Genomic DNA, 24,298 nt, shown 5'->3' on the forward strand with positions numbered 1-24,298 from the left:
TGCTGAAACATAATTGCTAGAGGACAGAGACAGTATATGACAGTAGATGAAAGGAGTTCTTGACTGTGGATTTGCTCTGGGATGACAAGCCCAAAGAGGAGTGTGGTCTCTTCGGAATTTTTGCTCCTGAAAAGGAAATTGCCCGTCTGACTTATTATGGCCTTTATGCGCTGCAGCATAGGGGACAGGAAAGTGCGGGGATTGCTATTTCCGATGGAAGAAAAATCGTTGTAGAAAAAGGAATGGGCTTGGTATCCGAGGTATTTTCGCCTGATTTACTCGCAGGTCTGCAAGGGAAAATGGCGATCGGACATGTCCGGTATTCAACAACGGGTTCAAGTCTGTTATCGAATGCACAGCCGCTGGTTGTTCATTTTCAGAATGGGATGATGGCGCTCGCACATAATGGGAATCTGACGAACGCCGTAGAAATCAGACAAGAACTTGGCAGTCAGGGAACAGTCTTTCAGACAACCATTGACAGCGAAGTCATTCTAAATATGATTGCACGTTACCGCAGGCATAGCCTGGAAGATGCAATTATCAAAACGATGATTGACATCAAGGGAGCCTATGCACTGCTAATCATGGCTGAAGACAAAATTGTCGGGGCGAGAGATCCCCATGGTCTGAGGCCTTTGTGTATCGGACGTCTGGGAGAGCGGTACTGTTTCGCTTCGGAAAGCTGTGCACTTGATACGATTGGCGCGGAATTTGTCAGGGACGTTAAACCAGGAGAAGTCGTGACAATTGACGAAGCAGGGCTTCATACCCGTTTGGGTACACCGCAGGAACGGATTGCTCCCTGTTCATTTGAATATATTTATTTCGCACGGCCTGACAGTACACTGGATAATCTGAATGTCTGGGAAAGCAGGAGGCAAATGGGTGTTCAGCTGGCTAAAGAATGTCCGATTGAGGCTGATGTGATTATTCCGGTTCCAGACTCCGGGACGCCGGCCGCTCTGGGCTATGCCCAAACGCTGGGTATCCCTTTTGAGGAGGGGCTGCTCAAAAATAGGTATGTTGGACGGACGTTCATTCAGCCAACGCAGGAGTTAAGAGAAGTTGCTGTCCGGATTAAGTTGAATGCCAACAAGCAGGTCATCCGCGGACGTAGGGTTGTGATGATTGATGATTCGATTGTCAGAGGGACAACGAGCTCCAAGCTCGTCGAGATGGTCAAAGGATGCGGCGCCAAGGAGGTTCATCTACTGATCAGCTCACCTCCGGTGAAGTATTCCTGTTATTATGGCATCGATACGGCTGAAAGGGAAAAATTGATTGCCAATCAAATGAACATTGATGAAATTCGCAAGTTTGTAGGAGCGGACACCCTGTACTATCTGTCGGAGGAAGGGCTGAAAAAGGCTTTAGGTAGTGATCCAGTTTGCCTGGCCTGTTTTAACGGTGATTATCCGACCACTGTTCCGAAGAAGTTCTCCAAAGAAGACATGGAGTGTTAAACGAACCGTTAGGGGGAGTAATCATGGGAATTACCTATAAAGATGCCGGTGTGGATATCCAGGCCGGAAATGAAGCTGTGGAGAAAATTAAGCCTGCCGTAGCTGCAACCTGGCGGCCCGGAGTTTTAGGGGGACTCGGCGGATTTGGCGGATTGTTCAGCCTGGATCTGCAGAAATATTCTGACCCCGTGCTGGTTTCCGGTACGGATGGTGTCGGAACAAAATTGCGCCTGGCTTTTCAGTTAGATAAGCATGATACCATCGGCCAGGACGCTGTTGCGATGTGCGTGAATGATGTTCTGGTCCAGGGTGCCGAGCCATTGTTTTTCCTCGATTATCTTGCGGTAGGAAAGCTGGTTCCGGAAAGAATTGCCTCCATCGTAGGTGGCGTGGCTGAAGGCTGCCGTCTGGCAGGCTGTGCACTCATTGGCGGCGAGACTGCTGAGATGCCCGGCTTTTACGCTGAAGAAGAATATGATATTGCCGGCTTTGCTGTCGGTGCGGTGAACCGGGACAAGCTGATCGACGGTTCGGACATCCGCGAAGGGGATATCCTTTTAGGTCTGAAGTCCAGCGGACTGCACAGCAACGGCTTTTCTCTTGTCCGCAAGATTTTTGCGGAATACCCGCTTGACAAGGTGTTCCCGGAACTCGGGGGGCCACTCGGGGAAGTACTGATTATCCCGACCAGGATCTATGTAAAGTCAGTGCTGGCCCTTCTGGATAAGATGGCTGTTCCCGGTATGGTACATATTACCGGTGGCGGTTTGACTGAAAATATTCCAAGGGTTCTGCCGTCCGGACTTGGAACGGAGATTGTCCCTTCTACATGGCAAGTTCCGCCGGTATTTCAATTAATGCAGAAACTTGGCAAGGTTGAAGATCCGGAAATGTTAAGGACGTTTAATATGGGAATTGGCTTTGTCCTGGTCATTCATCCTGAAAATGAAAAACAGGCCATGGATATTCTGGCTGGAAACGGGGAAGAGCCGGTCAGGATAGGCAGTGTGATTTCTGGACAAGGAGTGAGTTATCGATGAAAGTTGCCGTACTCGCTTCAGGGCGTGGCAGCAACCTGCAGGCCTTGTTGGACGAATGGCAGGATGGACGGCTTCCTGTAGAATTTGTGGGCGTAGGTTCGAATAAAATAGACGCAAAAGCTCTGGCCAGGGCAGAAAAATCCGGTATTCAGATCCGGACCTTTCCGAGGGAAAGCTATGCGGACAAGAACTCTCAGGAAACGGATATCTTAAACTGGCTTGAAGTCATTGATACGGAACTGCTGATTCTGGCAGGTTACATGCAGGTGTTAAGCTCGGATTTTATCCGCAGGGCCAAATATCCGATTTTGAACATCCATCCTTCGCTGCTGCCGTCTTTCCCGGGCTTACATCCCCAAAAACAGGCAGTAGAATATGGTGTTAAAGTCAGCGGCTGCACGGTGCATTTTGTGGACGAGGGGATGGATTCAGGACCGATTATCCTGCAGGAGGCGGTGCCGGTTTTTGCTGAGGATGATGCCGATCAGCTGGCTGCAAGAATTCTGAAAGTTGAGCACACCATCTATCCAGAGGCAGTCAGACTTATTGTGAATGGGAAGATAAAAAGAGAGGGAAGAAGAGTGATTGTCCTCAGAGATTCATAATTGCGAGTACCTTGTCAACCCTAAAATGGCGAGCAGATTTCTTGTAAAGCAAGGAGCTGCAAGACAATGCAGTATTACGAGAAATATGCCGCCAGGATATATAAGATTTAGGGTTGAGTTGGCACGAATCTATCGGCGTATTTAAGGATTATTCGGGGGTTGTTCTAAAGGATAATTTTAGGATTGTTCTGAGGAAATCTCCAAGGAATGATGATAGGGGGTTGACATGATGGTGAAAAAAGCAGTGATCAGTGTTTCAGACAAAACAGGTATCGTAGAATTTGCCGGGGGCCTTGTTGCCGAGGGCTTTGAACTGATTTCAACAGGTGGTACGTATAAGACATTGAAAGAAGCGGATATTCCTGTTCGTTATGTCAGTGAAATTACAGGGTTTCCGGAAATCCTTGATGGCAGGGTTAAAACCCTCCATCCGAAGATTCACGGCGGAATCCTCGCGATTGATACTGAGAAACACCGGGCTCAGTGCGCGGAAAACGGAATTGATTTTATCGATTTAGTTTGCGTAAATCTCTACCCTTTCAGAGAAACAATTGCTAAAGAAGGGGTTACCTTCGAAGAAGCGATCGAAAATATCGATATCGGCGGACCGACCATGGTCCGTTCGGCTGCGAAAAATCACAACAGAGTAACTATTATTGTCAATCCGGAAAACTACGGCAGGGTGCTTGAGAGCCTCAGGGAGAACGGTGGCATCCCATTGGCCTTACGGAAAGAACTTGCAGCCGAAGCGTTTGCGCATACGGCGGAATATGACCGTCTGATTGCCGGATATCTGGAAGGCCAAATCGATACAAAAGCTTCTTTTCCGCAGCATCTCCGTGTAGTGGCGACTAAGGTGCAGGATCTTCGCTATGGAGAAAATCCCGGGCAGCAGGCGGCCTTTTATGTGGACCCGGAGGCCGGAAAAGGGACACTTGCCTATGGCCAGCAGCTCCAGGGCAAGGAGCTATCCTACAATAACTGGATGGACATGGACGCGGCCTGGAAAATCACTGCGGAATATGACAAGACCGTCTGTGTGATCATTAAACATACCAATCCATGTGGTGTTGCGCTTGGAAACTCACTGCTGGAAGCTTATCAAAGAGCGCTGGAAGCGGATCCGGTCTCGGCGTACGGCGGAATTATTGCGCTTAACCGTGTGGTAGATGAGGCCACAGCTGAAGCGATTAAAGAGAAATTCTACGAAGTGGTCGTTGCTCCAGATTTCAGCCCGCGGGCGAAGGAAATTTTGGCTGTAAAGATTAACCTTCGTTTGTTCGCAGTTGGCAGGGAAGCGTGTTGTAAGACGCGGGGCTGGAAAATCCGTACGATAAACGGTGGTTTCCTGGTTCAGGATGAGGATGAAGGAACGACACCGCCTGCCGAATGGGAAGTCGTCACGGAAGCCAAGCCGACCGAAGATGATCTGGCGGAACTAGAGTTTGCCTGGAAAGCCTGCAAGCATGTCAAGTCCAATGCGATCGTTATTTCAGCGAAAAGACAGGTCATTGGTGTCGGAGCCGGCCAGATGAACAGAGTCGGCTCGGCCAAAATTGCGCTTGAGCAGGCTGCAGAAAAAGCACAGGGCGCCTATATGGCTTCGGATGCTTTCTTCCCGTTTCCGGATACGGTCGAACTGGCTCATTCCCATGGGATCAAAGCTATTGTTCATCCCGGTGGTTCCATCCGGGACAAAGAAGTGATTGAAACAGCCAACAGGCTGGGAATGATCATTCTCCATACCGGAAGAAGACATTTTGAGCACTAGGAATAAATATGACTTATTGAGGTGGAAAAAGGATGGCTGACTTGTCTGGTTGTCAAAAAAACGGGAAGAAAATTCTGCTTGTAGGCTCAGGAGGAAGAGAGCATGCCCTTGCCTGGAAAATCAATCAGAGCACTTCTTGTCAGAAACTCTTTGTAGCTCCGGGTAACGCAGGAACAGCGCAATGGAATGTCCCAATCAAGGCCAATGAACTTGACGCTTTGGTTGACTTCGCCAAGGATGAAGGGATTGATCTTACGATTGTTGGTCCTGAGGAACCACTTAGTCTGGGAATTGTCAACGCTTTTCAGGCTGCAGGGCTCAGAGTTTTTGGCCCGTCCGGAGCGGCAGCGACGCTTGAAAGCAGCAAAGCCTTTGCCAAGGAAATTATGGTACAGGCGAAGGTTCCGACAGCAGACTACCGGACTTTTACCGAGAAGAGTGAAGCAGAAAGATATATTAGAGAAATCGGCGCCCCGATTGTCATTAAAGCGGATGGCTTGGCGGCAGGTAAAGGGGTCATTGTGGCAGCTACACTGGAAGAGGCGTTTGAAGGCATCGAGACCATTATGGGCGGGGCCTTTGGTGCTGCCGGAGACAAGGTCGTGGTTGAAGAATTTCTGGAGGGGCAGGAGGTCAGCCTGCTATGTTTTTGCGACGGTGAAAAGGCTCTTCCGATGACTCCCGTTCAGGATCACAAGAGAGCACTCGACGGAGATAAGGGGTTAAATACAGGCGGAATGGGGACTTATTCTCCACCTCCTTTCTGGACCAAAGCGTTAGAACAGGAAGTTATCGATACGATTGCTCAGCCGACGCTTTCAGTTATGCGCCAAAGAGGAACGCCATTTACCGGCGTACTGTTTTTAGGCTTAATGATTACGTCCAAAGGCCCTAAACTTCTGGAATACAATGTTCGGTTCGGTGATCCTGAGACACAGGTTGTGATGACCCTGCTCAAGTCGGACTTGATCCCAATCTTCGAAGCTTGTATCGACGGGAAACTGTCCGAAGTCAAAATCGAATGGCATGCCGGCACCGCGCTGTGTGTGGTCATGGCTGCTCCCGGCTATCCGGGCGAATACAGGAAGGGGATTCCGATCAGTCTTCCGATGACCCAAGAAAACCAGGTAGTTTTCCATGCCGGCACCAAGATGGAAGACGGAAAACTAGTCAATTCAGGCGGCCGGGTACTTGGCGTCACCGTCCGTGATGCATCGATCGCGGCAGCCAGGGAGAATGTCTATGCGCTCGTCGACAGTATCAAGTTCCCTGATGCCCATTTCCGCACCGACATAGGGATTAAAGGACTCAACATCCAATGATTCAATTCCGGTGCTTATTCCAATCGAATAAATTTGGATTGTATTAAAGATGAAGGAGGTTTTAGAATGTTTATCTGCGAATTGTTCCAACAGAAAAAGGTCGTATCTTTTGAGATTTTCCCACCAAAACTTACTTCATCTATAGAGGTCATTTATGATACGATTGATGCCCTGGCACCGCTCCGTCCTGATTTTATCAGTGTTACCTACGGTGCTGGAGGAAGTACCAGCAAAACGACTGCAGAAATCGCATCCATTGTTGAAAACAAATACAACATTAATTCTTTGGCTCATCTGACCTGTATTACCTCTTCCAAAGAACAAATCGAGGAAACACTGACACAGCTGGCAGACAGCAATGTCTCCAATATTCTCGCTTTACGGGGAGATATTCCGAAGGGTGCGGGTGAGACCGGCAGGGCAAGGGATTTCCAATATGCTTCTGATCTTGTCGCGTATATTCAGAACAAACATTCTTTCTGCCTGGGCGGCGCCTGTTATCCGGAAGGCCATCCCGAGTGTCCCGATAAAGACCATGATATTGAAAACCTTCAGCGGAAAGTCGATGCCGGAGTCGGGTTTCTTATTACACAGTTATTCTATGATAATGACGCCTTCTTCCGTTTCCAGGAGAAAGTTGCTAAGCTGAACATTAATGTTCCGATTCTGGCAGGGATCATGCCAATCACTAATCGGGTTCAGATTGAAAGAATATTAGCACTGTCGAATGCACGGATGCCGCAGAAACTGATTAAAATACTTGACAAATTTGAGCATAACATGGAAGCTTTAAAAGATGCCGGTATTGCTTACGCGACCAAACAAATTGTGGAATTGCTTGCGAATGATATTGACGGTGTCCATATCTATACGATGAACAAACCGCAGATTGCGAAGGACTTAGTCCGCAACCTCGATTCTCTTTTCTATGCGGTGAACAGCCAGGAAACCAGGAAGGAAGGCAACCTAGCTTAAATCTAAAACGGTAGGAACACAGAAATGGATAATCATCGAATTGATGCAAAGTTAACCGCTGAAATTCTGGGGGTATCTGTGCCAAGTATCCGCAACTGGGTCCGGCATGGCTATCTCCATCCTTCAGATCCTGACGGAAAGGTCTTTGATCTTGCTGAGGTGATCCTACTTCGGGAAAAAATTACGCAGGGAGAGCTTGACCGCTTAAGGAAAAGGGCAAACAAAGTCAGAGCTGATAAACGTTTTGCTCCGACGGAATACATCTCTAACGAAAGAACACGTAAGCAGGTCGTGGATCTATTGGCATATCTGCTCCGGCACAACATAGACCGGGGATGGGCAGTCTTCATTTTGGCTTTGAATCTTTTTCGGAGCTCGGGAGACATATTGTCCGACGACCTGAAACAGATTATTGATTTCCCGGAAGCTATTTTCCAGCGACAGCATGTCCGCATGGAACTAAAGAATTTCTATCAGGATATCCTCCGGGCATCTGAGAAATCTTCTTTGGAAGCTCCTTTGAAGTCTTCAAACGGAAGGCCAGATTCTCAGCACCTTGAATATCTTTTTAATATCTGTTTCCCTTTTGAAGACGATATACTTGGTCTCATTTATCAAGCGCTGACCATGGAGGGGAATAAATCCCGCCTTGGCTCTTACTTTACTCCGCCGGGCATCACGGATGATGCTGTCCGGGCTTATATCCGCAGCGGACAGAAGGTGCTTGATCCCTGCTGCGGCACGGGACAGTATCTTTTATCCTTTGCCTGGAATATGGACGAACCCGAAAACATCTACGGGATGGACCTCGATCTGACATCGGTAAGGATTGCCAGACTCAATCTGCTGTTGACATGTTCCCGGGATTTTCAGCCTAACGTTATTCACTGCAATACTTTAACCGATATGCGACGGGAATCTTCCGCTTTCGGGAAATTTGATTTTGTAGCCACGAACCCTCCGTGGGGAGCGGAGATTGATCTGGGTGTCCGCCAGAAAATGGCTGTGGAGTTTCCGGAAATAACTTCCGGGGAGTCCTTTTCTTATTTTCTCAGGGCGAGTCTTGATCTGCTGAAAGACGGAGGGGTTATCTCGTTTATTCTGCCAGAATCCATTCTGAACATCCGTGCCCATGCTGATATCAGAGGATATCTGCTTGAGAATTGTCAGATCATCAGGATCGAATATCTGGGCAGGAGATTTAAAAATGTCTTCTCAGCCGTGATCCGCCTTGACCTAAGAAAGGCCTTGCCGTCAGAGAAGGACCAAGTTCTGGTGAAATTTCCGGAACAGGAATACCTGGTCTCTCAGGAAAGGTTCCGAAGTAATGCCTGGCATATTTTTGATATTTATCTGAGCAGCCAGGACGAAGCCATTTTCAGCAAGGTCTATTCGACCCAACATACTTACCTGAAAGATAAGGCCGGCTGGGCCTTGGGAATTGTCACCGGAGATAACAGGAGATACCTGCTTCAGACAAAAGAACAGGATACTGAGCCGGTCTACAAAGGCTCGGATGTGGACAGATTTGTTCTTAAGAAGCCGTCTTCTTTTTTACGGTTTCAGCCAGACAAGTTCCAGCAAACAGCACCGGAACATAAATACAGGACGGCGGAGAAACTGATTTACCGCTTCATTTCTGAAAGACTTGTTTTTGCCTATGATGATCAAGGTAGTCTTACACTGAACAGTGCCAATATCCTGATCCCCGAACCAGGAAACTATCCAGTGAAAGTAATTCTTGCTTTATTTAACAGCAGCCTTTATCAATTTCTTTTTCGCAAGAGATTTCATACCCTGAAAGTGCTCAGGGGAGATCTGGAACTGCTTCCGCTGCCCTTATGGGAACAGGCAGTGATTGACCATATCCTGCAATTAACGAACCAAATCATCGTCGGGGAAGATCAGTTTGAAATCCTGGACCAATTCATTATGGAACAGTTTAGGCTGACGCCCGAGGAACGCCGTCATATCAGAGATTTTTCGGCAAATACTTTTTCTGCGTCAGAATGATTTTCATATTGCATGTATTTTTTCAGCATGAACAGATGACAGGTTATCTGCTATAATTAATACAGCATTCGATTTTTTTGACATCAGCAGGGAGGAGCCTTTGAAATTGAGCGGATACGCAGAGGTGCTGATCGATGTCGCCAACAGGCGTCTTGATCAGAGTTTTCATTATTACGTTCCGGACAATCTCATTATTCAGGTGGGAATGATGGTGGTTGTCCCGCTTAAGCACAGAAAAGTCCGGGGCCTTGTTGTTAGTATCAGTCCTGACCCGCCTGAACTTGACGGTGAGCCCAGATTCCGTAGCATAGAAGCAGTCCTGGAGGAAAACTGTCTGATTCCGCAGGAGCTCATAGAACTGGCCTGCTGGCTTTCGGAGACGACGATCTGCCCAAAAGCACAAGCCCTTCATTCTGTGTGGCCTTTTTTAAAGGGAAAGGGAGAAACCTGGATGACTTCCATGGTCAGCATGGACGATGAAGACGTTAAAGTTTTGGAACTTCTTGATCCGGATACATTTCAGGTCTTAAAAATCCTTAACAGGGCGCGCCGGGGAGGTCTGCCGGAAAATGTCCTGCTAAAAAGAAGCGGAGCGAAGAAAGAACTGCTTGAGGATATGCTTAAGCAGGGATGGATCAAAAAAGAAATCCGATTTTCCGGAAAAGCAAGCAGTCCCGACATGAAGAACCGGGTAGAAAATATAGGCATTGAAAGAAAAAAAAATAACACGTTAAGTCCTGCCCAGGAAAAAGCTTTCCAGGATATTCTAACGTTTCGCAATAAAAATGATGGCGGAACAGTTTTGATCCATGGGATAACCGGCAGTGGCAAGACACAGGTTTATAAAGAGCTGGTGGCAAAAGTACTGGCTGAAGGCGGCGATGTTATTCTGCTTGTACCTGAGATTTCACTTACTTCTCAGATCTCCAGAATATTTCTAGAACAGTTCGGAGACATGGTCGGAATTATTCATTCAGGCATCAGCTCCGGCGATAAATTAGCAATCTGGGAGCAAATTCTGCAACGGAATAAGCGCGTGATTATCGGAGCGCGCTCCGCTGTTTTTGCACCTCTGTCAAACCTTAAACTGATCATATTGGATGAGGAACACGATAACGCTTATAAACAGGATGAAAACCCCAAGTACCATGCCCGGGACGTCGCCCGGAAAAGGATGGAAGACAGAGGCGGGCTTGTGCTTCTGGGCAGCGCTACCCCATCCCTAGAAGCCTATGCGGCAGCCCAAAGGGACAAGATTGGTCTTGTGTCGCTAGAAGAGCGCTTCAACCAACGAGCTTTACCCGTGGTTAATATTGTGGATATGAAACAGGAACTGGCTAGCGGCAATAAAACAATGTTCTCCATGGCACTTAGAAACAAGCTCCAGGATAGAATTGACAACGGAGAACAAAGTATCCTTTTTCTGAACCGCAGAGGTTATTCGACCTTTGTATTTTGCCGTGAATGCGGGTATGTCGCACGCTGCCCGCATTGTGATGTTTCCCTGACATACCACAGTCATCATCAGCAGTTGTGCTGTCACTACTGTAATTACCAACAGGATGTTTTTCACCGTTGCCCGGAATGCAACAGCCGGTTTATTCGTTTCTTCGGCCAGGGAACCCAAAAAGTTGAAGAAGAGGTTTCTGCTTTGTTTCCCGGAGTTGAAGTCTTACGACTGGATACGGATACGACCTCCGGCTCCCGGGAATACAATACAATTCTAGAACGGTTTCGCAGCGGAGAGGTTCCGATTCTTGTCGGGACCCAAATGCTGGCCAAAGGGCTAGATTTCCCGAACGTTACCCTTGTCGGTGTAATCTCTGCCGATCAGCTTTTCAATATGCCCGATTTTCGATCCAGAGAACGAGCTTTCCAGCTGCTGACTCAGGTTGCTGGCAGGGCAGGACGTGGGGCTAAAGGCGGCGAAGTGGTGATCCAGACCTATTCACCTGAAGAAAGATCGATCCTGCGGTCAGCTAAACAGGATTATGCAGCCTTTTTCTGGGAAGAGATTGCTTACCGAAAACAGCAAAATTATCCGCCGTTTGTCCATATCATCAGGATCATGATTTTTCATGAAAAAGAAGATCGGGTAATTAAAGCGGCTCAGGCCATGGCCAACGGCATCCGCCAGGTGCTTACTGATCAAGATCAGGAATATGTGATTTTGGGACCGGCACCGGCTGTTTTGACCAGGCTGAAGAATGAATTTCGCTGGCAGGTATCGGTCAAAGGAAAGAACCCAGCGGTTCTCCGCAGGATCGTACATCAAGGAGTCCGGGCTTTCTATCTTGGAACGAGCAGTTCAGGGATCAATATAAGTATTGAGGTGAATCCACTATCTTAAATACAACATATTTGAGGGAGGTCTGCATGCCACAGTACCGCTTTTGGCCGTTATGTCATCCCTGACACGTCGCTCTTAAGGTGTTAATTGCTTTCAGGCTTTCAGAAATGTATAATTCTATTATATGGTTTTTTTATGGGATATTATTTCAGAAATTGTATGAGAAGGGAGCGGATCCAGCAATGGCCGTTTACCAGATAGTAAAAATTGGAGAAGACATTCTGCGGGAAAAAGCAATAGAAGTCAAGAAAATTACCCCGAATATCATTAAATTGCTCGATAACATGGCTGAGACCATGTATGAGGCGAAAGGGGTAGGGCTGGCAGCTCCCCAGGTCGGCGTATCCAAAAGAGTTGTGGTGATCGACGTCGGAGACGGTCTTTTAGAATTGATCAATCCGATGATTATTAAAAAAACCGGTTCGGAAGTAGATGAAGAAGGATGCTTAAGTGTCCCCAATAAGACTGGCAGGGTGAAACGGGCAGTCGAAGTGGTAGTTCAGGCCATGGACCGCAATGGAGAGATGAAAGAATATCATGCCGATGGATTCCTGGCCAGAGCGATGCAGCACGAAACAGACCATCTTGACGGGATACTTTTCGTCGATATTGCAGACAAGATTTATAATGTGTAGTACCATAGTATCTCGGGTCTGTCTGCGTGCCACAATTCCGCTTTCGGCCGTTGTGTCATCCTTGACCCGTCGCTCCTTGCCATCCATGGCATCGCGACATTAGGCCATCCATGGCCGTCAAAAGGCCGCGCTACGCACTCCATGCTCCGCTTGACGCTGAAATTGTAGCACGCAGACAAAATATGGGGTATAAGATTTATGGCTAAGATTTACTAAATGCGCGAAGAGAAAGTTTTTGCATTTAGAATACGGAACGGGAAGTGACAGTGTCAGATGCGGCTTGTTTTTATGGGAACACCGGATTTTGCGGTGCCTGTTCTGAAGGCGCTCTATGCTTCAGGACATCAAATCGGCGGCGTTTTTACCCAGCCCGACAAACCTGCGGGACGAGGAAACAAATTAAAAGCGAGTCCGGTCAAAGTACTTGCTGAAAAGTATGGACTTGCTGTATTTCAGCCTGCCAGGATCAAAACACCGGAAGTGGTCGGCCAGATCAGGGATTTGCGGCCGGACTGCATTGTGGTGGTCGCTTTCGGACAAATCCTGTCCAAAGAGATTCTGGGAATACCGTCTTTTGGATGCATTAACGTGCATGCCTCACTGCTTCCGGCTTATCGCGGAGCAGCTCCGGTCCACTGGGCCGTGATGAACGGAGAGTCTAAAACCGGTGTTACAACCATGCTGATGGACGAAGGTCTGGATACGGGCGCAATGCTTATCAGCGAAGAATATGCAATCGTACCGGAGGCCACAACGGGTGAAGTTTACGATGCGCTGGCCCGAATCGGCGCAAAGGCGTTGCTTGATACACTCGAAGGATTGCAGAATGGGACCGTTCGGCCGGTACCTCAGCCTAAAGCATTTTCGTATGCACCGCTTCTGAAAAGAGAACATGAGCAGGTGGATTGGTCCTGGGACGCAGCCAAAATCCATAACAGGATTCGCGGGCTGAATCCCTGGCCCGGTGCTTTTACGCTTTTCCGGGGAGAACAGGTTAAAATATGGCTAAGTGAGCTGTCCGGAAAAACTGCCTTATACGGACAGACTGCGCAAAATACTTTGCCGGGAAGCATTTTGTCCCTTGCTAAGGGAGGACTGCTGGTCCAGACCGGGGAAGGTATTTTAAAAATTTCAGAGCTTCAGCCTGCCGGGAAAAAGAAAATGCGTGCCCAGGACTTTTATAACGGATACAGACTTAAAGCGAACGAGCGCTTTGAGTAAACGATCGCGCTCGTCTTTCCTTCTTTTAAGCAAAATCTAAGAATAAATGGATATACTTCTAATAGTTAAAACAATGATTGTTTAAGTGCCTTGAATTATAGATAAGAAGCATGATTCCTATGCTATTTGAGCAGGACTGGCTTTTTAAGGAGGAAGATTATGTTTTACTTAGATTACACAATAATACTACTGATTCCAGCGATTATTCTAACTGTTTATGCTCAGGCCAAGATCAGCGGTGCTTACTCCAGATATTCCAAAATCAGAAGCAGTTCAGGTACAACAGGTGCGGACGTGGCCAGAGCCCTGCTAAATGAAAATGGGCTTTATGATGTTCAGGTAGAACAGGTTGCTGGTAACCTTACGGACCACTACGATCCGAGGACTCATGTTGTAAGGCTCAGCAGCGGTGTATATAACAGCACATCTATTGCGGCGCTGGCTGTTGCTGCCCACGAGACAGGTCACGCAGTACAGCATGCCGACAGCTATGTTCCGTTGAAAATCAGGACAGCTTTTGTGCCTGTAGCTTCATTTGGCAGCCAGGCAGGGCCTGTTTTGATTCTTCTTGGCTTGTTCCTACCGTCGATATCTTTCTTGCTGGATATCGGGATTTATGTTTTTGCGTTTGCGGTCCTGTTTCAGATCGTTACGCTTCCTGTTGAATACAATGCCAGCAACAGGGCCTTAGCTTTTCTGGGAGACAGCGGTATTATTAAAGATGCAGAAGAAATGACAGGCGCTAAAAAGATGCTGAGTGCAGCCGCCCTGACTTATGTTGCCGCAGCACTGACTGCGATTCTGACCTTGCTGCGCTTTGTATTGATTGCACAAGGCCGGGATGATTAATACCGAATTAAGAGAATAAAAAAGATTGGGATAGAAAAATGACGGAGAAGAATAATCCTATTACTGAAGAAAAAACCAAACGTACGCGGAAACGCATAAACGATCAAAACGCACGGCTGATAGCCGTGCGTATTCTTACGCGGGTCGAGAGGGAGGGGGCCTATGCCAATCTCCTTTTGCGTTCCCAGCTTTCCGGACTGACCCAGAGCCGGGACAGGAATCTGGCTACTGCTTTGGTCAACGGGGTATTAAAAAATAAATTGACGCTGGATTATGCGTTGAGAAAACATCTGACGAAGCCGATGTCCGCACTGCCGCAGGAAGTCAGGGCTGTTTTAAGGACCGGTGTTTTTCAGATACTACTTATGGACAGAGTGCCGGCGCCTGCCGCAGTCAATGAGAGTGTTGACCTGATGAACCAGCTCAACCAAACCTATGCCCCCCTTGTCAATAGTGTCCTGCGTAAGGCGGCTGAAACAGGCTGGAATTTTGAATGGCCAGACCAAAAGAGGGAAACGGTCCGCTATCTTTCGGTCAGATATTCCCATCCTGAATGGATGATCAAGCGATGGCTGACAAGGTGGGGGCAGGAAGAAACAGAAGCTTTGCTCAAAGCCAACAATGAACCTTCCTCTACTTCGATCCGGGTAAACACCCTAAAGACAACAAGGCAGGAATTAAAAACCTTATTGGAAAGCCAGGAAATTGAGGTCACGGACGGAGAATACACACCGGAAAGCTTAATTCTGAAAGATTTTGGCGGATTGGACCAACTTCGGGAATTCCAAAACGGATATTTCACGGTTCAGGATCAAAGTTCTCAGTTAGCTGCTCATATATTGGGAGCCCGGGAAGGGGACAGCGTATTGGATGTCTGCAGTGCCCCGGGAGGAAAGACAACCCATCTGGCGCAATTGATGGAAAACAAGGGAACCATTGTTGCTGTAGATATGTATCCCCAAAAACTTGATTTGATTAAGGAATCAGCCGAGCGGCTCGGAATTACGATCATAAAAACAATTGAGGGCGACGCCCGGATTTTGGAAGGGATCGGAGATAAATTTGACCGGGTCCTGGTCGATGCGCCCTGTTCGGGCTTGGGTGTGCTTAGAAAAAGAGCCGATCTGCGCTGGCAGAAGAGAGAAGACGAGATCAGCAAACTGCCAGAACTCCAACTGGCAATCCTGCTGAAAGCTGCCGATCATGTGCGGGAAGGCGGAGAGCTTGTTTATTCGACCTGTACCACGGAGCCGGAAGAAAACTTTGAAGTGGTTAAAGCTTTCCGGCAGCTTAAGCCCGAGTTTGTTTCCGTCGACTTGTCGGGAAGTTTGCCTTTTGCAGCAGAGGAGAGAGATCTGAAACAACTCCGGAAAGGGGTATGGCAGATCCTGCCTCATCATCACAATATGGATGGATTCTTTGTCGCTAAGTTTCGAAGGCCACGGATGGCCTAGTGACGCGATGCTACGGATGGCAAGGAGCGGCAAGAAGATTTTATAGCAAGCCTATATGCTCTACTTGACAAAGCTTTACGTCTGACGGAGAAGCATGTTTAAAATGATGAAATTGGGAGAATAATACTAATTATGGAAAAGCTGGATTGCCGCGGCTGTCTTGAAGGAGAAATGCGTGCAGTATGCCTCGAAAACGGCTTAAAAAAGTTCAGGGCCAATCAGGTTTTCAACTGGGTTAATGCCAGAGGAGTCCATCATTGGGATGAAATGAAGAATATCGGGAGACAGGACAGCGAACGGCTTGACAGGGTTTTCTTTATCCAGCCGCTGACTGTTTTAAGAGCGCAGCGTTCTGCCGATGGGACCCGGAAGTTTTTATTCCGCCTGGCTGATGGAGAAAGCATTGAAACGGTGCTGATGGATTATGATCATCTGACAAGCCGGGACAGACACACGCTATGTGTCTCGACTCAGGTAGGATGCCCTGTAGGATGCCCTTTCTGTGCAACCGGAATGGATGGATTCCGCCGAAACCTGACTGCAGGAGAGATCACCGGACAGGTGCTCGAAATCAGCCGGCTGCTTCAGCAGGAAGATCCGGAATTCAAAGTAACCAATATTGTTTTCATGGGGATGGGTGAACCTTTTCTTAATTATGATGCGGTGATGAAAGCGATTCGAATCCTGAACAGCGAGAACGGTCAGAATATCGGCATGCGGAGAATGACCATCTCGACGAGCGGTGTTGCCCCCAAGATCATTCAGCTGGCACATGACAACCCGCAAGTCGGTTTAGCTGTATCGCTTCATTCAGTCAGAAATGAAGTCAGGGATACGCTGGTTCCTATCAACAGGAGATATCCATTGCAGGAACTGCTGGAAGCCTGCCGGTATTATTCCGGTCAGACGAACAGAAGAGTTACATTTGAGTTTGCTTTACACCAACAGAATGTCTCCAAAGAGGAAGCAGAAGAACTGGTCGTTCTCCTTAAGGGCATGCTGGCCCATGTCAATTTGATCCCCATTAATCCGGTAATCGGCAGCGACGTCCAAAGAACGGGCAAAGAGCGGTTAACGATGTTCAAAAGGGTTCTCGAAATGGGCAAGATTCCTGTTTCGATCAGAGAAGAAAAAGGTCTGGACATTGACGCAGCCTGTGGTCAGCTTAGACAGCGTTTGGAGTGTGAGGAGTATGCGTCTCTTAAACAAAGTTGAATCGATTGCCGAACAGATGGCTACATTTTTGTTCAGTAAGTCGGTGGGCACAATTCAGCCTGTTCAGGTTGCCAGAGAACTAAATAAAATCATGCTGAAAAATAAACAGGTCAGCATATCCCATGTCTATGTCCCGAATGTTTACACCGTAAGTTTAAGCCCTGAGGATTATGCGGTCTTGGAAAGTTTTGGAGAGACACTGCTGGTGGAACTGGCCAAACATCTCTATGACGAAGGGACCAGGCAGGGCTACACTTTTTTGGCGCTTCCGGTTGTGCGGATGCAGCCTTCAGAGAAGATGGATGCTGGCTTAATGAAAACCCAGGTTGAGTTTAAAGATTCTGTTGTCGCCAATTGGCGGATTAACGAAGAAAAACTGCCTGCGGAAGATGAGGAAATGGAAAAAACAACAGTCCTGGCGGATGCTGCAAGATTAATCATGGCATCATCCAAAACAGTCGGCAGGAAAATTCATCCTTATCTCGAAGTTATAAAAGGGACAAACGAAGGTGACATTTACGATCTTGATAAGGAAGAGTATATTGTTGGACGCCAGGAAGATTGTGATATTGAAGTCAGAGACCTGGAGATATCCCGTCACCATTTGAAGCTTTATACAGAGAATAGAAGGTGGTTTGTTCAGGATCTAGGCAGTACCAACGGTACCTATCTGAACAAATTAAGGGTTGACCGCTATATGGTGAATCCTGGAGACAGGATAAAGGCCGGACAAACGCATTTTCAATTTCATGTAGATAAGTAAAGTCGGTGATTGAATGCAAATGCTTACGGTAATTGGAAGGATTGTCTTTGTTGGTTTCATCTATCTTTTTCTCTTACGGATATTGACGGTTATGCTGGCCGATTTAAGGTCGAAGGGAATCATGAGCAAGACCGAATCTGATCTTGGCTGTATCGAGGTCTTAAGCGGAGCTGAAAAGCTGCCCAAAGGACGCAAGATCAAGATTGATTCCCGGGGGCTTTCCATCGGAAGAGGAAAGCACAACGATATCGTCGTTCCGGACCATTACTGTTCGCTGGATCATGTTGAATTTAAGCATAACAGAGGGATGACAACGCTGGAGGATGTTGGGAGCACGAATGGCACCTGGGTGAACGGAGAACGGATCAACTCCCAGGTCCAGCTTGTTTCCGGTGACTTCATTAAGATAGGCAGCATTACTTTTCTTTATTCGAGGTGGGGAAATGAAAGCAGTTAAGATCTATGAGACCGGTTGTGTTAGAAAAAACAATGAAGATTATTTTCTTATATTGCCGGAGGAGTCATTTTTTGCGGTGGCCGATGGAATGGGCGGACATAATGCCGGGGAAATAGCTTCGAGGATCGCGGTCGAACAATTGGAGGGAAAAGCAGCTGAATTAAAATCTTCGGAGATTCAGGATCTGCAGGACTGGATTGTTCAGGCTGTGAATCAGGCCAATCGTGAAGTATACGAAGTATCGCTTCGGACTGAAGGAACGGAAGGCATGGGGACAACCCTGACTGCTCTGATGATCTATGACAATAAAGCCGTTGTCGGTCATGTGGGCGACAGCAGGATTTATTTATGGAGAAATAAGACCCTCACGCTCCTATCGGAGGATCATTCGATGGTAAACGAACTTGTCCGCCTCGGAGAGCTGACGGAGGAGAAAGCCAAAAATCATCCGCATAAACATGTTTTGTCCAGAGCGCTGGGTGTGGAGCTCAACATTGATGTAGACTGTTTCCAACTTAAAGTACAGGACGGAGATGTTTTTCTTCTGTGCACGGATGGCTTTTCGAATGAGATCAGTGATCAGGAGATTGCTGCGGAGTTTTCCGAGGCCAAATCATGGGATGATCATCTCGAAACCTTGAAGAATGTTGTGATCGAACGGGGGGCTCCGGATAATTTTACGGCTATATGCTGTATTGTGGAGCGGTGAGAACATGTTACATCGTCTATCTTTGAGAGTTCTGACTTTACTAATTCTATGGATGGGACTCGGTGTACTGAAACTGGATGATATGACTGAAAGCGGTTTTTTCCTGCAAGGAGCTGTATTTTCTTTTTTGATCGTAGCAGGTGCCTTGTTTGAAATATTTTTTTGCTATCAAGGAGATCCTTATCTTCTGCCGGTAGTCCAGACCATCCTCGCGATTGGCTTGGTGTTTCTGGCAAGGATCAATCCTGCCCAGGCGGCGGACCAATTTATCTGGGCGAACCTGGGTTTGATTATTTACTATGCTGTCTTTTTTATTTTGCGAGATTACCGCAAGCTTGGCGAGTATCAGTATCTCTGGGGAATGCTGGCCTTGCTTATGCTTCTGCTGACGCTGATATTTGGGACCACCATCAATGGTGCGACAAGCTGGTTTAGGTTTGCCGGGATGGGCTTCCAGCCCGAGGAGCTTGTTAAAGTAGCGCTGCTTCTTTTCCTGGCATCCTACTTAAATGACAATAAAGAACTTTTGCGTTTTGGGACGATTCAGGTCGGGAAATTTTCTCTGCCTGATGCCAAAACAATGGGCCCGTTTGTTTTTATCGGCGTATTTGTTCTCGGCTTGCTGGGTGCCCAGAAAAGCCTTGGGACGGCGCTGGTATTCTTCCTTCTCATGGTGTTTATCCTGTATGTCGCAACCGAAAGACTGCTTTATCTCGTGGTTTCCGTTCCGCTGGTCATGGTGACCGGGGCAGCTGGTTATTTCCTGTTTGATCATGTTCGCGTAAGGGTCGCTACCTGGATTAATCCGTGGGTGGATGCCAGCGGCGGGGCTTATCAGATCTCCCAGTCGATCTTCGCCATAAGCGGGGGAAGGCTTCTGGGGACAGGTCTCGGAAACGGGATAGGTGCTTACCAGATTCCAAATGCGGACACTGATTTTATCTTTTCGGTGATTGCTGAGGAGATTGGTTTTATTGGCGCAATGGCAGTCATCAGTCTGTTTATTATTGTCGTAATGCGCTGTTTCTGCGTCAGCACCAGAGCTGTGGACCGGTTTGGCCAGATCCTGGCGGCGGGAATAGGCATTCTGATCGGTGTGGAAGCACTGATCATCCTGGCCGGGGTGACCAAAATGCTTCCGCTTACAGGTCTGCCTTTGCCTTGGATGAGTTACGGGGGAAGTTCCATGGTCGGACACTTTTTACTCCTTGGGATTCTGGCCGGCATTTCTCATAGCTCAGCTTTCTCCGTGAGTCAAATACCAATCGGAAAGCAGGCAGATGCCTTATGAACGATGGAATCCGCAAAATTGCACTGATCATGGTTTTTAGCTTTGTTTTTCTAAGCCTGGGTCTGGTATACTGGCAAGTGGTTAAGGCCGATGAGATGCTGGATAATCCAGCTAACCGCCGCGCGATTTATTTAGAGGAAAGAATTACCCGGGGCGGCATCTTTGACCGCAACGGCGTTGTTCTGGCAAAGACGGAGCATACCGCTGACGGAAAAGTCAGAACGTATCCGCAGGGTGAGATGTTTGAACCTTTACTGGGGTATGCCACAGTAAAATACGGTTCTGCCGGCATTGAAGCAACGGAGGCGGAAACACTTCTCGGAATGAAGAATCCTTCCATTCTCAGACGGATTCAGAATGCATTTGAATTGCAGAGAACGGGTAATGACCTGATACTGACACTTGATTCCCGTCTACAGGAGACTGCTTATCAGAGTTTGCAGGGCAAGACCGGAGCAGTGGTGGCAATCGATCCGCAAAACGGGGATGTTCTGGCGCTGGTCAGTCAGCCAAGCTATGATGCTGGAGCAATTGAACAAGACTGGGACAAAATTATTGCCGAGAAGGACAGTCCGCTGGTGAATCACGCTTTCTCGTTGTTTCCTCCAGGATCAATTATGAAAGTCGTTACTTCAGCAGCCATTTTTCAGGCAGGACTCGGCACGACGGAACTCTATGATTGTGAAGGTTCTACAGTGATTAACGGGCAGACGATCCAGGAACAAAATGATAAAGCGCATGGCTGGGTCAATTATGATCTTGCTTTGGCCTACTCCTGCAATACTTATTTTGCTCAGTATGGGATCAAAGCTGGTGTAAATCATTTTTTGGAGGCTGTGTCCAATTTCGGATTTGGCAGGGATATCCCGTTTGATCAGTATGTTCCAATCAGTTCAATTACCAGAGATGACCCTTTGCCGGAAAACTTAAGCCTCAATTTGTTTGCCGAGAGTACCTTCGGTCAGGGTCAGGTGATGGTTAGTCCTTTCCATATGGCCTTGATCACAGCCGGAGTTGCCAATGACGGCAAAATAATGGTCCCACATTTGATTGACAGTGTGCTCGATTCCAAGCAAAATAGTATCTATCAAAGGACACCTGAAGTTTGGCTGACGCCTCTCAGTAAGGAAGAAGCAGAAAAAATAACAAGCGGCATGGTATTGGCTGTCAATAAAGGAACAGCATCTCCCGGAGCCATATCTGGGGCCCAAATAGCAGCGAAAACCGGATCGGCGGAACCGGGCGGAGACGGGGATACCCACGCCTGGTATATTGCTTTCGCTCCTGCGGAGAATCCGGAAATAGCTGTAGCAGTCCTGGTGGAACATGGCGGAACTGGCGGCGGAGCGGCAGCGCCGATTGCTAAAGCAGTCATAGAGAAAGCACTTGAATTGAAAGAAGGTGAAAACTAATGGAAAAGATGTTCGGAGGAAGATATGAAATAGAAGAAAAGATCGGGGCCGGAGGGATGGCAATCGTCTACCGGGCCAAGGATACATTACTGAACAGAACCGTTGCTATCAAGGTCCTGCGGGAACAGTACGCTTCCGATGAGGGTTTTATCCGTCGTTTTCGCCGGGAGGCTCAGTCTGCAGCCAGCCTGTCTCACCAGAACATCGTTTCGATCTATGACGTGGGCAGAGACGGGAATGAAGATTATATTGTCATGGAGTATGTCAAGGGCCAGACGTTAAAGGATATTATCCGTACGCAAGCGCCTCTTCCCCAGGATAAGGCGATTCATATTGTCCGTCAGATTGCTGAAGCACTGGTGCATGCACATGCCAACAATATTATTCATCGGGATATCAAACCGCAGAATATTTTAATTACACCGGATGGAAGGGCCAAAGTCACTGATTTTGGGATAGCCAGAGCCGCCTCTTCGGCAACTGTCACCCATACCGGGGATATCGTCGGTTCAGTGCATTACCTGTCACCGGAACAGGCCAAGGGCTCCCAGACCACGGAACAGTCCGATATCTATTCGCTTGGAATCATCCTTTATGAACTAATTGCGGGAAGGCTTCCGTATGACGGAGATACCGCGATTACCATTGCCTTGAAGCATATCCAGGAGGAAGTCGAGCTGCCCGGGAAGCTTGTTGCCGGAGTCAGCCCGGAACTGGAAACCGTGATCATGAAAGCACTGGCCAAATCACTTCAAGACCGCTATAAAAGTGCAGCGGAATTTCTTGAGGATCTCGACAGGATCGAAGCCGGAGAGACCATTGTTTGGGAAAAAAGACAGGCCGGAGACCATGAAGATACCATGCAGACCCAGGTTCATAGGGGTTTGAAGGATAAAGTAGTCCCGAATGAGGCCAAGAATGATGCGCTTCTGCGTACTAAAAAGCGCAGGAGAAAAATTCCAATGCCGGTTATGATTGCGATCGCCGCACTGATTGTAATTGTCGGGGCATCCTCGGGAGTTTGGATTTTCACCCATACACAGGTGGTTACCGTTCCGGATCTTACCGGTAAGACTGTAGAAGAAGCTAAAATTGAATTGACCAAAGACCGTCTGACTCTCGGCAACAGGACCGAAACCTACAGCGATGAAATTGAACAGGGTAAGATTGTTTCTCAAAGCATTAAGCCGAAGAGTGAGGTCAAGGCTGGAAGGTCAGTGGACATTGAGATCAGCAAAGGGGTAGAATACATTAAAGTACCGAATGTAACAACCGGGTATCCGCTTCAGGAAAACGCTGAGAGTACGCTTAAGGAAGCCGGTTTTACGAATATTACGGTCAAAACAATGCTGAGCGCTTCCGTTTCGAAAGGACATGTTTTCGGGCAATCGGTTGCTCCCGGTTCGACCTGGACAAAGAACGGGGAGATCGAACTGTTTGTCAGTGAAGGGATTCAACCAACGATTACCGCTATGCCTGATTTTACAGGCATGTCGCTGGAATTTACCACGGATTACCTAGAAAAATATGATATGAAAGTAATGCCGATTATGGAAGAATCAGATTTATTTCCGGAGAAAGCCGTGATTACCACTGAACCCAAACCAGGCAAACCAATCCAGCAGGGTTCGGAAGTGACCATCGTTGTGTCTCAGGGGCCGGGGCCTCCGGCTTAAAATGATCCAAATATCTGATGTAATCATTTTGATAAGAGGTACAGGCGTTATTTGAATTAGAGCGGAGGAAAGAACAGGATATATGCTGATTCAGGGAACATTGATGAAAGGATATGCCGGCTTTTATTACGTATACGCCGATGACCGGGTATGGGAATGCTCCCTGCGCGGTCGTTTTCGTGTGAAAAAGCAGCAATTTATTCCCGGCGACAAGGTGATGGTTCTTCCAGGAACAGGGGATAAGGCCACGATTGAAAAGGTACTCGAACGTCAAAATTCTCTGGTCAGGCCGTATATTGCAAATGTGGATCAGGTTCTCTTGGTCTTCTCCCTGAGGACCCCGGATCCGGATTACAATTTGCTGGACAGGCTGCTCATTCAGGCCGGAAAAGCAGAAATCAGCATTTTGATCGTATTCACCAAGGAAGATCTGGATGTTGGAAATCAAGCCCCGTCTGTCGATTACCGCAGGATCGGCTATGAAGTCGTCCAGGTGTCGAATCGGACGCTGACAGGAATCGATGAAATTGCTGAACGGCTCAAGGGCAATGTGTCTGTGTTAGCAGGGCCTTCCGGATCTGGCAAATCCAGCCTGATCAATGCGCTGAATCCGGGGAAGACACTTAAAACAGGTAACGTCAGCGACAAAATTGGCCGGGGAAGGCATACAACCAGGCACGTCGAGCTTCTTTCCGTAGCAGGAGGACTTGTTGCAGATACGCCGGGATTTTCATCCCTGTACCTGCCCGAAATGAAGAGAGAGGAACTGCAATCCTACTTTCCTGAGTTTGTCCGGGTTAAACATGAATGCCGCTTTTCAAGCTGCCTTCATGACAAGGAACCTGACTGTGCTGTAAAAGAAGCCCTGAGCGAGAGCCTTATTAATTCTTCCAGATATGAGCACTATCTGCAGTTTTTAAAAGAAGTCATTGAAAATGAGAAAAAATATTAAAAAAACTTGGCTGGCACCAAGCCTTAGCTGCACTTAGTATCAGAAATTAACTTGGAATTTTTTTGATACCCTAATAAAGGGTTTCAGGGCTGAACGAAGAATAATTACAGAAAACCGGATAA

Annotated in this window: 20 protein-coding genes; all 20 read left to right on the forward strand. The window is 47.7% G+C overall.

The window, feature by feature from the left end:
* The first annotated feature begins 65 nt into the window (after positions 1 to 65).
* The 20 genes from purF to rsgA all read left to right on the forward strand — a co-directional run bounded on the left by purF (position 66) and on the right by rsgA (position 24,176).
* Positions 66 to 1,466, forward strand: a complete 1,401-nt coding sequence (purF, locus tag AAH944_RS04415) for an amidophosphoribosyltransferase (protein WP_415536827.1) — start codon at positions 66 to 68, stop codon at positions 1,464 to 1,466.
* Between the two features lie 23 nt (positions 1,467 to 1,489).
* Positions 1,490 to 2,506, forward strand: a complete 1,017-nt coding sequence (gene purM, locus AAH944_RS04420) for a phosphoribosylformylglycinamidine cyclo-ligase (RefSeq protein ID WP_415536829.1) — start codon at positions 1,490 to 1,492, stop codon at positions 2,504 to 2,506.
* A complete protein-coding gene (purN, locus tag AAH944_RS04425) occupies positions 2,503 to 3,111 on the forward strand; it encodes a phosphoribosylglycinamide formyltransferase (protein ID WP_415536831.1) in 609 nt (202 codons plus the stop codon). The genes purM and purN overlap by 4 nt, the downstream gene beginning before the upstream one ends.
* Positions 3,112 to 3,340: 229 nt before the next feature.
* Positions 3,341 to 4,882, forward strand: coding sequence for a bifunctional phosphoribosylaminoimidazolecarboxamide formyltransferase/IMP cyclohydrolase (purH, locus tag AAH944_RS04430; RefSeq protein ID WP_415536833.1), 1,542 nt, complete (start codon positions 3,341 to 3,343; stop codon positions 4,880 to 4,882).
* A 32-nt stretch (positions 4,883 to 4,914) separates the two neighbouring features.
* Positions 4,915 to 6,204 (forward strand): phosphoribosylamine--glycine ligase, encoded by a 1,290-nt coding sequence (purD, locus tag AAH944_RS04435; RefSeq protein ID WP_415536835.1) that lies wholly within the window; start codon positions 4,915 to 4,917, stop codon positions 6,202 to 6,204.
* Positions 6,205 to 6,270: 66 nt separating this feature from the next.
* The gene (metF, locus tag AAH944_RS04440) at positions 6,271 to 7,179 is read left to right on the forward strand and encodes a methylenetetrahydrofolate reductase [NAD(P)H] (protein ID WP_415536837.1); all 909 of its coding nucleotides are present in this window, start codon (positions 6,271 to 6,273) and stop codon (positions 7,177 to 7,179) included.
* Between the two features lie 24 nt (positions 7,180 to 7,203).
* On the forward strand, positions 7,204 to 9,192 hold the full coding sequence (locus AAH944_RS04445) for an N-6 DNA methylase (RefSeq protein ID WP_415536839.1): 1,989 nt from the start codon (positions 7,204 to 7,206) through the stop codon (positions 9,190 to 9,192).
* A 106-nt stretch (positions 9,193 to 9,298) separates the two neighbouring features.
* Complete coding sequence (gene priA / locus AAH944_RS04450) at positions 9,299 to 11,542, forward strand: primosomal protein N' (RefSeq protein WP_415536841.1); 2,244 nt, start codon at positions 9,299 to 9,301, stop codon at positions 11,540 to 11,542.
* 182 nt (positions 11,543 to 11,724) lie between these two features.
* The gene (gene def, locus AAH944_RS04455) at positions 11,725 to 12,177 is read left to right on the forward strand and encodes a peptide deformylase (protein ID WP_415536843.1); all 453 of its coding nucleotides are present in this window, start codon (positions 11,725 to 11,727) and stop codon (positions 12,175 to 12,177) included.
* Between the two features lie 273 nt (positions 12,178 to 12,450).
* Entirely contained in the window at positions 12,451 to 13,398 is a 948-nt protein-coding gene (gene fmt / locus AAH944_RS04460) for a methionyl-tRNA formyltransferase (protein WP_415536845.1), read from the forward strand.
* Between the two features lie 159 nt (positions 13,399 to 13,557).
* Positions 13,558 to 14,247 carry a zinc metallopeptidase gene (locus tag AAH944_RS04465; RefSeq protein ID WP_415536847.1) on the forward strand — a complete coding sequence of 230 codons (690 nt, stop codon included), beginning with the start codon at positions 13,558 to 13,560 and terminating at the stop codon, positions 14,245 to 14,247.
* A 38-nt stretch (positions 14,248 to 14,285) separates the two neighbouring features.
* Positions 14,286 to 15,701, forward strand: coding sequence for a 16S rRNA (cytosine(967)-C(5))-methyltransferase RsmB (gene rsmB / locus AAH944_RS04470; protein ID WP_415536849.1), 1,416 nt, complete (start codon positions 14,286 to 14,288; stop codon positions 15,699 to 15,701).
* Between the two features lie 132 nt (positions 15,702 to 15,833).
* Positions 15,834 to 16,916 (forward strand): 23S rRNA (adenine(2503)-C(2))-methyltransferase RlmN, encoded by a 1,083-nt coding sequence (rlmN, locus tag AAH944_RS04475; RefSeq protein WP_415536851.1) that lies wholly within the window; start codon positions 15,834 to 15,836, stop codon positions 16,914 to 16,916.
* Positions 16,894 to 17,679: an FhaA domain-containing protein gene (locus AAH944_RS04480; protein ID WP_415536853.1), complete on the forward strand. Its 786-nt coding sequence runs from the start codon at positions 16,894 to 16,896 to the stop codon at positions 17,677 to 17,679. Before rlmN ends, AAH944_RS04480 begins: the two co-directional genes overlap by 23 nt.
* A 13-nt stretch (positions 17,680 to 17,692) precedes the next feature.
* The gene (locus AAH944_RS04485) at positions 17,693 to 18,136 is read left to right on the forward strand and encodes an FHA domain-containing protein (RefSeq protein WP_415536855.1); all 444 of its coding nucleotides are present in this window, start codon (positions 17,693 to 17,695) and stop codon (positions 18,134 to 18,136) included.
* On the forward strand, positions 18,123 to 18,845 hold the full coding sequence (locus AAH944_RS04490) for a Stp1/IreP family PP2C-type Ser/Thr phosphatase (protein WP_415536857.1): 723 nt from the start codon (positions 18,123 to 18,125) through the stop codon (positions 18,843 to 18,845). The genes AAH944_RS04485 and AAH944_RS04490 overlap by 14 nt, the downstream gene beginning before the upstream one ends.
* Before the next feature lie 4 nt (positions 18,846 to 18,849).
* Positions 18,850 to 20,136: an FtsW/RodA/SpoVE family cell cycle protein gene (locus AAH944_RS04495; protein ID WP_415536859.1), complete on the forward strand. Its 1,287-nt coding sequence runs from the start codon at positions 18,850 to 18,852 to the stop codon at positions 20,134 to 20,136.
* Positions 20,133 to 21,548, forward strand: a complete 1,416-nt coding sequence (locus tag AAH944_RS04500; RefSeq protein WP_415536860.1) for a peptidoglycan D,D-transpeptidase FtsI family protein — start codon at positions 20,133 to 20,135, stop codon at positions 21,546 to 21,548. Before AAH944_RS04495 ends, AAH944_RS04500 begins: the two co-directional genes overlap by 4 nt.
* On the forward strand, positions 21,548 to 23,224 hold the full coding sequence (gene pknB / locus AAH944_RS04505) for a Stk1 family PASTA domain-containing Ser/Thr kinase (RefSeq protein ID WP_415536862.1): 1,677 nt from the start codon (positions 21,548 to 21,550) through the stop codon (positions 23,222 to 23,224). Before AAH944_RS04500 ends, pknB begins: the two co-directional genes overlap by 1 nt.
* Before the next feature lie 82 nt (positions 23,225 to 23,306).
* Positions 23,307 to 24,176, forward strand: coding sequence for a ribosome small subunit-dependent GTPase A (gene rsgA, locus AAH944_RS04510; protein ID WP_415536864.1), 870 nt, complete (start codon positions 23,307 to 23,309; stop codon positions 24,174 to 24,176).
* The last annotated feature ends 122 nt before the right edge of the window (positions 24,177 to 24,298 follow it).

The organism is Dehalobacter sp. CP, assembly GCF_047652685.1.
Classification (GTDB): domain Bacteria; phylum Bacillota; class Desulfitobacteriia; order Desulfitobacteriales; family Syntrophobotulaceae; genus Dehalobacter.

Bases quoted from the DNA above. Each gene is read 5' to 3' on its own strand.
- fmt (WP_415536845.1), top strand. From the start codon at position 12,451: ATGCGGCTTGTTTTTATGGGAACACCGGATTTTGCGGTGCCTGTTCTG.
- AAH944_RS04485 (WP_415536855.1), top strand. From the start codon at position 17,693: ATGCAAATGCTTACGGTAATTGGAAGGATTGTCTTTGTTGGTTTCATC.
- rlmN (WP_415536851.1), top strand. From the start codon at position 15,834: ATGGAAAAGCTGGATTGCCGCGGCTGTCTTGAAGGAGAAATGCGTGCA.
- purD (WP_415536835.1), top strand. From the start codon at position 4,915: ATGGCTGACTTGTCTGGTTGTCAAAAAAACGGGAAGAAAATTCTGCTT.
- metF (WP_415536837.1), top strand. From the start codon at position 6,271: ATGTTTATCTGCGAATTGTTCCAACAGAAAAAGGTCGTATCTTTTGAG.
- AAH944_RS04495 (WP_415536859.1), top strand. From the start codon at position 18,850: ATGTTACATCGTCTATCTTTGAGAGTTCTGACTTTACTAATTCTATGG.
- AAH944_RS04500 (WP_415536860.1), top strand. From the start codon at position 20,133: ATGAACGATGGAATCCGCAAAATTGCACTGATCATGGTTTTTAGCTTT.
- purM (WP_415536829.1), top strand. From the start codon at position 1,490: ATGGGAATTACCTATAAAGATGCCGGTGTGGATATCCAGGCCGGAAAT.
- pknB (WP_415536862.1), top strand. From the start codon at position 21,548: ATGGAAAAGATGTTCGGAGGAAGATATGAAATAGAAGAAAAGATCGGG.
- AAH944_RS04490 (WP_415536857.1), top strand. From the start codon at position 18,123: ATGAAAGCAGTTAAGATCTATGAGACCGGTTGTGTTAGAAAAAACAAT.
- purH (WP_415536833.1), top strand. From the start codon at position 3,341: ATGGTGAAAAAAGCAGTGATCAGTGTTTCAGACAAAACAGGTATCGTA.
- rsgA (WP_415536864.1), top strand. From the start codon at position 23,307: ATGCTGATTCAGGGAACATTGATGAAAGGATATGCCGGCTTTTATTAC.
- purN (WP_415536831.1), top strand. From the start codon at position 2,503: ATGAAAGTTGCCGTACTCGCTTCAGGGCGTGGCAGCAACCTGCAGGCC.
- AAH944_RS04465 (WP_415536847.1), top strand. From the start codon at position 13,558: ATGTTTTACTTAGATTACACAATAATACTACTGATTCCAGCGATTATT.
- def (WP_415536843.1), top strand. From the start codon at position 11,725: ATGGCCGTTTACCAGATAGTAAAAATTGGAGAAGACATTCTGCGGGAA.
- AAH944_RS04445 (WP_415536839.1), top strand. From the start codon at position 7,204: ATGGATAATCATCGAATTGATGCAAAGTTAACCGCTGAAATTCTGGGG.
- AAH944_RS04480 (WP_415536853.1), top strand. From the start codon at position 16,894: ATGCGTCTCTTAAACAAAGTTGAATCGATTGCCGAACAGATGGCTACA.
- rsmB (WP_415536849.1), top strand. From the start codon at position 14,286: ATGACGGAGAAGAATAATCCTATTACTGAAGAAAAAACCAAACGTACG.